Annotated in this window: 9 protein-coding genes; 5 read left to right on the top strand and 4 right to left on the bottom strand. The window is 33.6% G+C overall.

From position 1 onward, the window contains the following. Positions 1 to 273: 273 nt before the first annotated feature. Complete coding sequence (locus ABXT06_RS05465) at positions 274 to 1,062, top strand: alpha/beta fold hydrolase (protein ID WP_354589835.1); 789 nt, start codon at positions 274 to 276, stop codon at positions 1,060 to 1,062. A 41-nt stretch (positions 1,063 to 1,103) separates the two neighbouring features. On the opposite strand, the gene ABXT06_RS05470 is transcribed toward ABXT06_RS05465, so the two are convergent. Beyond that, the gene (locus tag ABXT06_RS05470; RefSeq protein WP_354589836.1) at positions 1,104 to 3,077 is read right to left on the bottom strand and encodes a sigma 54-interacting transcriptional regulator; all 1,974 of its coding nucleotides are present in this window, start codon (positions 3,075 to 3,077) and stop codon (positions 1,104 to 1,106) included. Between the two features lie 207 nt (positions 3,078 to 3,284). Here ABXT06_RS05470 and ABXT06_RS05475 point away from each other — a divergent pair, with 207 nt between their 5' ends. The 3 genes from ABXT06_RS05475 to ABXT06_RS05485 all read left to right on the top strand — a co-directional run bounded on the left by ABXT06_RS05475 (position 3,285) and on the right by ABXT06_RS05485 (position 7,255). After that, positions 3,285 to 5,720 carry a histidine kinase dimerization/phosphoacceptor domain -containing protein gene (locus ABXT06_RS05475; RefSeq protein WP_354589837.1) on the top strand — a complete coding sequence of 812 codons (2,436 nt, stop codon included), beginning with the start codon at positions 3,285 to 3,287 and terminating at the stop codon, positions 5,718 to 5,720. A 217-nt stretch (positions 5,721 to 5,937) separates the two neighbouring features. Then, positions 5,938 to 6,477: a hydrolase gene (locus tag ABXT06_RS05480; protein WP_354589838.1), complete on the top strand. Its 540-nt coding sequence runs from the start codon at positions 5,938 to 5,940 to the stop codon at positions 6,475 to 6,477. A gap of 7 nt (positions 6,478 to 6,484) precedes the next feature. Beyond that, complete coding sequence (locus ABXT06_RS05485; RefSeq protein ID WP_354589839.1) at positions 6,485 to 7,255, top strand: alpha/beta hydrolase; 771 nt, start codon at positions 6,485 to 6,487, stop codon at positions 7,253 to 7,255. A gap of 60 nt (positions 7,256 to 7,315) precedes the next feature. Here the strand turns inward: ABXT06_RS05485 and ABXT06_RS05490 are convergent, their stop codons facing one another. Next, positions 7,316 to 8,236, bottom strand: a complete 921-nt coding sequence (locus tag ABXT06_RS05490; protein WP_354589840.1) for an NAD-dependent epimerase/dehydratase family protein — start codon at positions 8,234 to 8,236, stop codon at positions 7,316 to 7,318. 177 nt (positions 8,237 to 8,413) lie between these two features. Here ABXT06_RS05490 and ABXT06_RS05495 point away from each other — a divergent pair, with 177 nt between their 5' ends. Continuing rightward, positions 8,414 to 9,232, top strand: a complete 819-nt coding sequence (locus tag ABXT06_RS05495) for a helix-turn-helix domain-containing protein (protein WP_354589841.1) — start codon at positions 8,414 to 8,416, stop codon at positions 9,230 to 9,232. Here ABXT06_RS05495 and ABXT06_RS05500 read toward each other — a convergent pair. Next, positions 9,229 to 9,681: a YybH family protein gene (locus tag ABXT06_RS05500; RefSeq protein WP_354589842.1), complete on the bottom strand. Its 453-nt coding sequence runs from the start codon at positions 9,679 to 9,681 to the stop codon at positions 9,229 to 9,231. The genes ABXT06_RS05495 and ABXT06_RS05500 overlap by 4 nt on opposite strands. A 145-nt stretch (positions 9,682 to 9,826) precedes the next feature. After that, positions 9,827 to 11,251, bottom strand: a complete 1,425-nt coding sequence (locus ABXT06_RS05505; protein WP_354589843.1) for a SusD/RagB family nutrient-binding outer membrane lipoprotein — start codon at positions 11,249 to 11,251, stop codon at positions 9,827 to 9,829. Position 11,252: the final 1 nt, after the last annotated feature.

The following is an 11,252-nucleotide window of genomic DNA, read 5'->3' on the forward strand; positions in this document are numbered from 1 at the left end:
TAAAAGATTGAAACCTAATATTATTTTTTAAAGAGGCAGACAAAGATTAAACCAAAACACAGAACCTTTAAAACAAAGCATTTACAAACCATTTTTGAGTTTAAACTGATGATATTTCAATAATAAAAACTCGATTTTAACGATATTTAATAATTCTAGAATTGACTTTAAGAACAATGCTTTTATAATCAATGCTTTACAAAAAAGGCATTCCTTTTGTTTTTTATAAGATAACTATACTGTTTTTCTGGGTATTAATCTAATAGCTTCGATATGATGTATTTATCTAATAAAAAAACAATTATGTTTATTACTGGAGCATTTGTGAGCCATACTTTCTGGAAAGAATGGATTGTTTTTTTTGAAAGTAAAGGATATAAAACAGTAGCACCGCCTTGGCCACACAAAAACGAACTGCCAATTGTTTTAAGACAAAGCCATCCTGAGTCAAAAATTGCCCAAATTGGTTTAAATAATCTAGTGGATTACTATATCGAAATTATGGACAAACTTCCGGAAAAGCCCATTATAATTGGTCATTCTTATGGAGGTCTTTTAACTCAAATACTCATTCAGAAAGAATTGTGTTATGCTGGAATCTGCCTTAACTCGATTCCACCTGCCAATATGCTTTATTTTAATTTCCCCTTTTATAAAACAATCTGGAGAACTTCGGGCTTTTTCAGTCCCAAAGGCAAAACCTTTCTAATGCCTTTTAAAGATTGGCAATACTATTTTACTGGTAAAATGTCTTTTGAAGAACAAAAAGAAAGCTATGAAACACTATTAATTCCTGAATCAAGATTAATCATGCGTGATATTTTTACAAAAGCAGGAAAAATAGATTTTAAAAAGAAACACAATCCGCTTTTGTTTATATCGGGTTCAGAAGATATTTTTACTCCCGCTTCTTTGAATTATTCTAATTTTAAAAAATACAAAAACCTACATTCTATAACTTGTTACAAAGAATTTCAGGATTCAAATCATTTAAGTATAATTCATGAAAACTGGGAAACTATTGCCGAATTTATAGCAAATTGGTTAATCAAAATCACTTAGCTGATTTCAGATTATTTAAACACATAAAATCATGTCTTACCTTAAATAATCCCTTTCTTTATTTCCAGTTTTTTAATTTTAGAATTTAAAGTAGAAGGATGAATATCTAGAATTTCGGCGGCACCGCCAGTTCCCGAAATTTTTCCGTTACATTTTTTGAGAATATAAAGAATATAATCTCTTTCGTTTTCTAATATCGTTTTTATAGAAAATGATTCAGCCGGTTGTTCAGGATGCATTTTAGATGATATAGAAAGCTCAATTTCTTTAATGGTATTTCCGTCCGTCAGCAAAATTGCCCGTTGCATAACATGTTCCAGTTCACGAATATTTCCTGGCCAATTGTAATTCATAATCTGCTGCAAAGCAGGATCAGAAAGAACTGGTGCTCTTCTGCCCATTTTATCACTATAAACCGCAATAAAATGATTGGCTAAATCTGGAATATCTTCTTTTCTCTTTTTTAATGGCGGAACCATAATCGGGAAAACATGCAAACGATAATACAAATCCATTCTAAACCTTCCCGCAGCCACTTCTTCTTCAAGATTTTTATTGGTTGCCGCAATAATCCTAACATCAATTTTCATGGAAGAAGTACCTCCTACGCGTTCAATTTCTCTCTCCTGCAAAACACGAAGCAGCTTTACTTGAAGTTCTAGAGACATCTCTCCTACTTCGTCTAAAAAAATAGTTCCTCCGTCTGCCAATTCAAACTTACCGATACGCTTATCTAAAGCACCTGTAAAAGCCCCTTTTTCGTGGCCAAAAAGCAGTGATTCTGCAAGATTTTCAGGAATTGCGCCGCAGTTTATAATAACTAGAGGTTTATCTTTTCTTGGAGATAAAGCATGGATGCTTTGCGCGATTTTTTCCTTCCCAGTTCCGCTTTCGCCAAGAACCAGAACCGAAGTATCTGAAGGAGCAACTTTTCGGATATAATTAAACACAGAATTCATCTGCGAACTATTGCCAATAATGCCTTCAAAACCTTCCTCTGTATTGACAGATTTAGTGTTTTTCACTTCAGCTTTTTTCGCAGGCAGATTTAATTCATCTTTCGAATAGATTTTTTCAATAAATTGACAGAATATAGGTTCCAGTGAATTTAAAATTCGTAAATGCTCCTGAGAATAAACATTCAGGTTACGGCTGTAAAACGTAAAATGATAGCTTTGGATCGCAGCAATCGAAAGCGGAAAAACCAAATACGATTTTATTCCGAAATTATGGGAGATCAAAGCTTTTATTGGAGCTTCCTGAAGATTATTTATCAATGTTTCTGCGCTATAAATAATCGGCTCTTTATCTGTTTTTGATTTTTTGTAAGTTTCATTTATTTCTTTCTCAGACAATTCGGTTATCTGAGCCAGTTTCTGCAGATTAATAATCTGATATTGATCTATATTTCTACGGACAATTCCGAGATTATCATAATGTGTAGCAGTCACAAAACCAGTTTCTAAATAATCAAAAGGAATAAAAGTCTGAACCGCTTTTGCAAAAGCCAATAAAGCCTCTTCTTTCTTTACATTTGAATTTATAATTTCTGAAATTGCTTTCTGAAGCTGAAATTGTTGTCTCAATTGGCTTTCTAAACTATATTGCTGACGATAAAAAGCAATTTCGAGAGTGGTAAGAACATCTTGATCTCGAAACGGTTTTACAATAAATCCGTATGGCTGTGTGGTTTTTGCTTCGTCTAAAATAGTTTTGCTAGAATTAGCCGAAATAAATATAAAACCAATATGTTTTTCTTTAAGAATATGTGCCAATTCTATACCGTCTCGCTTACCTTTCAGCATGATATCCAAAAAAACAAGATCCGGTTTTTCAATCTCAATCTGATCCAAAGCCTGCTCCACCGATCTTGCAATTCCTGTTACTTCATAGTTTGCTTTTTCAAGAATTAGCTGTAAATCGTGCGCCTCAATAAACTGATCTTCAACAATTAAAATTCGCTTTTTTAATGCTGAAGCAGAAGCTTCATATCTGTTATCGGCAGACTTTTTCATAAGTGAGTAAATTTTGTCTTATATTACACTTAATTAATTGATACAAAAATAGTTAATTATCATAATTAAAATTAAGCGTTTCCAAATTTAGCTAAATAAAAATCACATTTTACCATAATTTTCGTGTTATTTTTCAACCCAAACCCAATTGTTTCTCTTTATATTTGTTAATTAAACACTTACTAAAATTTAATTCTAAATAAATCTATGAAGCTACTGTACACTTTTTGTCTGCTGTTCTTTATAACCCTTAATTCTGAAGCGCAAAATCATCCCGCAACAGCGGGCTATGATTTAAAGAAAAAGCGCTTGCTGATACAAACCTGTTCTTCTTATTTATATAATTCAAATCAAGGATCAATTGACGCCGACAGTGCTGTAGTTTTAGCTTGTAAAGCTTACAAACTGCCAGTTTCTTTAGCTTACAATGAAGGCTTTAATGATGGCTCTTATTTAATTGGAAATGATTTAATTGAAAAAGGAAATATTGAAGCTGCTAAAAAGCTTTTTCTCAAATCAAAAGATGTAAACAAAGTAAAATTGGCACTGCAACTGGGAATTTTTTATTTGTTTAAACCTTTTACAAAACCAGATGACATTAAAAATGCAAACTTTTATATCACAGAAGCAGTAAAAATAAGTAATGAGCTAAAAATTCAGAAATGGCAGCATGAGAGTTTAATGCTTTTGGGAAAGTTTTATTTTCAGATCAACAATTATCCTGAAAGCAAAAAATGCTTTTCGCAAGTTGTAAATGAATGCCGAAAACAAAATGACAAAGCCGCACTGGCAGATGCATTATTCTATCAGGCAACAAATCAATACGATTTAGATCCCGAAAAAGAAAAAATACTGAAAGAAGCCGAAGCTTTATACAAAACCTTGGGCTTTGAAGAAAAAAGAATAGTCACAAAAGCAAGGATATGCACGATCTATTTCTGGCACGGAAAAATAAATGATGCTAAGAAAATCTTATATCAAAATGCTGCCGATATGCGAAAAATTGGTTTCAGGCAGCAGCAATATATTGAAACTACAATTGCTTATATAGAAAGCGTACAATTTAATATTAAAAGTGCTCTCTATTATGCTCTAAAGAGTGTAGAAAGCATGGAATCTACAAATGATTATACTTTTGCTGACATTTTTTATATGCGCTTAGGATTGGTGTATTTACAAATGGGACACACAGATGAAGCTATAAAAATGTCTGAAAAAAGTATTAGGTACGGACAAAATATTTTTAGCAGCGGCTCATGGTACAAAAGTTTTATGACCGCAACAGCATCTTTGTCAATGAAGGGAAAAAACAAAGAAGCCATAGAATACATGAATTCTATTACAAGCCATTATCCCCCACCGAATAAGTTTGATAACATGCTTATGAATTATGGCTATGCTAATTGTTATTGGCGCATTAAAAACTATAGCATTGCCGAAAAATATTTTATAAAAGCAGGAGAAGCCGCAGATGCCTTAGACTCGCCACAAACTTATAGAGATGTTTGCAACACGTATTCATCTATTGCTTTGTTCTACGGTAATCGAAAAAATCTGCATAAAACAAAATTGTATATTGATAAAATTGAAGCTATTTCAAAAAAATACAATAAACAGTACAATTCAGAAGCGCTGCAGATGTCTATGTATAAATTAGATTCTCTAAATGGCAATTTCAGATCAGCATTGGAGCATCATAAACAATACAAAATACTGAGTGATTCAGTTTTGGACTATTCTAAAAACAAACAGATTGAAGAGCTTAAATTTCAGTACGAAACTGAAAATAAAGAACAGAAGATCAAATCTTTAAATCAAGAAAAGGTTTTACAGGAAACGGCTTTGAAAAAGTCAAAATTGCTAAACACGGTCTCTATCTCGAGTTTAGTTTTATTGGTTCTTTTAATTGTCTTATTGTACAATCGATACCGTTTAAAACAGAGAACTAATGCCGAACTTGAGCTGAAAGAAAAAGAAATCAACCAGAAAAATATCAATTTGAGACATTTGCTCGATGAGAAAGAATGGCTTTTGAAAGAAATTCATCATCGCGTAAAAAATAATCTTCAAACCGTGATAAGTCTTCTTAATTCACAATCGGCTTATCTTGAAAACGATATGGCATTGTCGGCTATTAAAAATAGCCAGCACCGTATTCATTCTATGTCTTTGATTCATCAGAAATTGTATAATTCAGAGAATATTTCGACGATTAATATGCCGAATTACATCAAAGAATTGGTGGAGTATTTAAGAGAATCTTTTTCACTTGGACAGCGCATTCGCTTTGATCTCAAAATTGATTCTTTAGAATTAGACGTTGCGCAGGCCGTTCCGCTGGGACTTATCTTAAACGAATCGATTACCAATTCCATAAAATACGCATTTCCAGACAACAGAACCGGAATGATATACGTGACATTGCAAGCCACATCTGAAAACAAATATCTTCTGACCATTGCGGATAACGGAGTTGGTTATGATGCGAATATCAGCGATAAGAAAATCAATTCATTCGGATTGAGTTTGATTAAAGGTTTAAGCGACGATTTGGATGCTTCTTTTTCTATGGAGAACAACAACGGAACGATTCTTAAAATTGAATTTTCAAAAGAGTTTCCAATCAATGAAAAAAGAAGATAATTTTAAACTTGATATATAGCGAAATTTCACTAATCTAAATTTGTTTAGCGATATATAGTACTTGTAAACAGGCAAATAGCTCTAAAAACCTCTATTATTAAGTAATATTTTGGCATGGCATATAAATTGGTTTTTAAGAAAAGTCAACCCTTAAAACCATTTATTATGAAAAGTATAATGTTGTTATCAGGCGTTTTAGCCCTAAATTTTAGCAGCGATGCTTGAACAAAAAAGCATCGGATTGATTGTAATTGATGTGCAAGGAAAACTTGCTCGAATTGTACACAACAGCGAAAAACTGACGAAAAATCTAGAAAAACTCATTCGAGGCTGTCAAATACTTTCAATTCCGATTATTTGGGCTGAACAAAATCCAAAAGGACTTGGCTCTACAATTTTCGAATTGGAAAAGTTATTAATTCATCAGAACCCTATTGAAAAGTATTCTTTCAACGCTCTGGATAATGAAACATTTAAACAGGCAGTTAGAGATTCTGGAAAGAAACAATGGCTGATTTGTGGCATTGAAGCTCATATTTGTGTCTATCAAACCGCTATGGGATTATTATCTAACAATTTTGAAGTCGAAATTGTGACCGATTGCATTTCTTCACGTTCAGCTGAAAGTGTTGAAACTGCTATACAAAAACTGCAGCAAAAAGGAGCTTCAGTCACCAATATTGAAATGTGTCTTTATGAGCTTGTTAAAGACTCTAGACGAGAAATCTTCAAAGAAATTCTAACATTAATCAAATAAAAAAATCATGTCAAAATCAAAAACTATTGTGCTTATTCACGGAAATTTTGTCAACGACAGAACTTGGGAAGAATGGAAAAAGTACTATGAACAAAAGGGATACACCGTTTATGCTCCAGCAAATCCTGGACATGATGGAAATCCTGCCGAATTGAGAAAAAAAGTTCATCCAGACCTTACTAAAACAGGTTTTATAGATATTGTCAATAATATAAGCAGATTGATAGATACTTTACCCGAAAAGCCTTTAGTAATTGGACATTCAATGGCTGGTATGGCTACTCTAAAACTGGTAGAGCTAGGTAAAGCAGCGGCTGGAGTAAGCATTGACGGAGCACCTCCAAAAAATGTGTTTCCGCCATTTCAAACTTTAAAAACAGTAATTCCTGCTTTTGGCTTTTTCTCTTCTGCAAAGTATTTTATGGGAAGCCGAAAATGGTACGATTATGCTTTTTTTAATACGATTCCAGAATCGCAAAAAAGTATTGCTTTAGAGAAATTTGCAGTGCCAGAAAGTTATAAGGTAAGCCGAGAATTGGTTTTGAATTCTTTCTCTAATATCAATTTCAAAAAAGCACATGAGCCCATTCTATTTATTGGAGGCGGAAGCGATCATATTTTCCCTCCTGGCCTTACCGAAACAATTGCTCGAAAATACAGCGATAATGCAGGTCGTGTAGATCTTAAGATATTTGACGGCAAAAGCCATTTTATTTGTGGAGAACCAGGCTGGGAAAGTGTAGCCGATTATATTTTAAATTGGTATGAAAAGCTATAAAAAAATTGTAATTCTAAACATTAAAGCTCTGTATCTTAGCTGAAACAGGGTTTTTTTTCATTATTCATTTCTAATCTCTTCAACTCCATTTTTATAATTCGTTATAACGAAATCTGGAAAACGTTTTCTAAATTTTGAATCATCAAAAATATTATCGTGTTCATATCTTGGAAGCAGTTCTTGTAATTCTTTTGCTTGTTTATTGAAAAACGCTCCCATTGTAAAAACAATTTTTGGGATAACCTTATATTTTAATTCTTTGCCATATATTTTAGAAGCTAGAGCAACAAATTCTTTGTAATTAATATGGCTTTCATCAACAGGCAAATGCCAAGTCTGACCAAAAGCATCTGGTGTATTTCCTATTAATGCTGTAGCATGGCTTGCATCTGGCGTCCAAATCAAGCTTCGTTTTTTAGTGTCGCTTAAAGGTACTTTTAGTTTTTTATTTTCTTTAATAGCTTTGAAAATTAAAGTATTGGTGATACTCTGCGTTTTGGCAGGACCGTAAAATTCTGGTGCACGGCAAATTACCGCTTCCAATTCGCCTAATTTTATTTCGTTTAAAACCATCTCAGCCATTTCTTTTCTGACTTTTCCTTTTCTACCCACAGGTTCAAAAACAGTTCCTTCGGTAAGAATTCTGCCGTCTTGCGGATACATATAAGTATTGTCAAAAAACACCAGTTTCGTTTTATTGATTTTACAAGCTTCAATAACATTACTTAAAATGAGCAAAAATTGTTTTTCCCATAAATCAGAATCCATAGGAAGTCCTAATGTAAAATATGCAATCTCAGAGCCTTTAACAGCTTCTATTGCTTGTTCTTTATTCGTTAAATCTGCAGAAAAAACAGTATCTGTATCATTAACTTTTTTTGCTCTACGGCTTACAATTCGTATATCAGAAGTATACTTTCTTTTTAGTTCTCTTGCCAGTTCTTCGCCAATCTGTCCGTTTGCTCCTAATATTGTCTGCATATTATTTCGCTAATTTTGATTAATCCGCTATTCGTTCATCCTTCTAGTGAGCATCTAAATTATGGAAAATTGCAACAATATCTACGAAACTTTAATTCGATTATATTGTATTTATTATTAATTTAGAACTTGTTATAAATCAGTTGATTTACTCCTAAAATTACAATAAAAAACGATATGCAGATTTTACCATCCGCCAGCTTAGCGCCGTTTATAAAAAATTATACTATTGTTACGATTGAAAAAGATCTCGACAATGAAGTATTTTATCCAAGCGGATATGTCGATTTGATTGTAAATATTTCTGGAGGATTTGCAGCTACCATTATCAACGGCAAACAAAAAGATACTCCTGCTATAGAATTACTGGGGCATCTTACGCTTCCAACACGACTTTCTGTAGCAAAAGGAACTTCTGTACTTATAGCAAGAATTTATCCGCATGCTAGTGCATTGTTTTTTTCAGATCCTTTATCAGAATTTACCAATTATGCTACCGATATGTATGATGTAGCTTTGGGAGAAAACAGAGATTTGTATGACCAGATTATGGAGAAAGACGATTTAGTATCTAAAATCAACGTTTTAGAAACGTATTTTCTTCAAAAATTAAAGAAAAATGAAACTCGTCTAAAAAAGGTTTCCATAGTCCAAAATCTAAGTCAGGAACTTTTTCGCCATCATCAGCAATTGGACTTACCTTTCCTTGCCCGCAATTCAGGATTATCAGAAAGGTATATCCAAAAACTTTATTTGTCTAATATTGGCATCAGCCCTGCTGCTTTTACTTCTGTAATCCGATTTAATAAAAGTCTGGATTTAGTACTCAATACAACAGAATCATTAACTACAGTAGCATACGATAATGGCTATTATGACCAAGCTCATTTTATAAAAGAATTTAAGAAGTTTACCGGCATTACGCCCTCTGCATCCAGAAATTCGATGCTAAAAAGCGATACCGATTTACAGCAGGCTGTTAACATTGGCTTTTAGCCTTGTTTTGCAGGATGATTGCTGCTAAACATATCGCGATGCATTTTCCAGCCGTCTTTGGTTTTCTTCCAGATCACGATTACTTTTCCGTCATCTAATTTTTTGCCATTCATATCAGTCATTTCATAAAAACTTTCTTCTGTAACCGCTGTTTTTGCGTCTCCATAAAGATGCTGAATTGTGAATGTAACATGCACTTGAGGTCCGCCTCTAAAAAAAGAATCTATTTGTTTTCCTCCACATTTTGGCTCTCCATTTGGCGGAAATAGACAAGCATCATCCGTATATCTTGCAACAATAGAACCGTCGTTCTTGTTGGTAAAATCGGAGAACGTTCTGTTACTTGCTTCAATAAATTTTTTCACTTCTTTTAAAGCAGGATCTGTCGTTTGGGCATTACACCAAAAAGCAAGCATCAAGAAGGTGCTTAAAATGATTTTTGTTTTCATAGTTTATATATTTTTTTACAAAGGAAATTATTCTAATAGGGCAAAAATTGTAAAATAACGAACAACTTATATTTATTATTTAAATAAAAAGCCCTGCATCTAATTAAGATACAGAGCTTTTATTGATGAAATTTAAAATTCTGATTTATTTCACATCAAACCATAATTTGGTTGTCAATAAATCTTTTCCTTGATCTGCAACAGCAGCTTGATAACTTGCTTCGTTAAGAGATTGTTCTGTCCCAGGATAGAAAAGACGTGAAGGAATTTTGCCGTCCAAAACAGTTGCTGGACCAGCTGTTAAGACAGGATAATCCAATCTTCTCCATTCTGTAAAAGCATCTAGGCCTTGTCCGAAGAAAGCGATCCATTTTTGTGTACCGATTGATTTAGCATAATTTGAAGCATCATATTTTACACTTGCCTGATTCAGGTATGCTGAAATTGTTGTTGGACTTGTAACTCCAAACTGAATGAACGATGCTGTAATAGCACTATTATAATATTGTTCTGCATTACCAGAAATATAACCTCTTGCTGCAGCTTCTGCTAGATTAAATAATGTTTCTGAGTAAGAAGCAATTACCGCAGGCGAAGCTGATGTAAGGAAATAAGTTCCTGGTTTTGATGTTTTAGCAAAACCTTGGCTATTAGCATCACTATTTGATAATCCGTTTGCTCCGCCAACATATTTGCCTACGCTTGCATCTGATGGCAATTGCGCAAATACTGGCAAACGCGGATCAGATAATGCATATAATTGATCTACCATAGTTTTTGAAATACGGAAATCATCACGAGTTTCAAACCAAGCCGAAGCAGGATTTTGCTGTGGAGAACTTGTATAAGTAAACTTAAATGTTTCACTTTCGCTGCTGATTAGTCCTGCAGCATCGCTTGTTGCATCAATTGCTGCTTGTTTCGCTAAAACAGGTTCTCTGTCTGAGATTCTCAAAGCAATACGCAATCGAAGCGAATTCACAAATTTTTTCCATTTCGATATATCGCCTTTATAAACCAAATCTCCAGAAACAGAACCATTTGCAGCATTTAATAGAGATTGCGCTTGTTTCAAATCTTCAAGCAATCCTGTATAAACTTCTTTTTGAGTGTTGTAAGCTGGCGTTAATTTTTGCCCCGCTTCTTTGTACGGAATGCTTCCGTAAGCGTCAGTCAACAGTAAAAATGTCCATGAACGTAGTGATAAGGCAATTCCTTTATAATTAGAGTTAGCCTGTGCATCTGGAAATTTTATAATCGTGTTCAAATCTGTAATTAGAGTTGAATATCCCTTATCCCACAATGATGTGAAAGAAGTATTTGAAACATCGTACCGATCTGGTTCTGTATATTGAATTTTTGCCCAATGCTGTACAAAAAGCAAAGTTGAGTTAAAGTTATTTACATCTCCCCAATACAAATCTGCTCCTTGTTTTAAAGTACCTGTCAAAAGGTATGGCGCAAGCGGAGTTTCAGTTGCATTTGGGTTCTTATTTATATCGTCTAAAGTATCACTGCAAGAGCTCAGTGCCAATGCAAACAGAATTGTATATGATAGTTTTTTTAGCATG

This window comes from Flavobacterium sp. UW10123 (assembly GCF_040538975.1).
Classification (GTDB): Bacteria; Bacteroidota; Bacteroidia; order Flavobacteriales; family Flavobacteriaceae; genus Flavobacterium.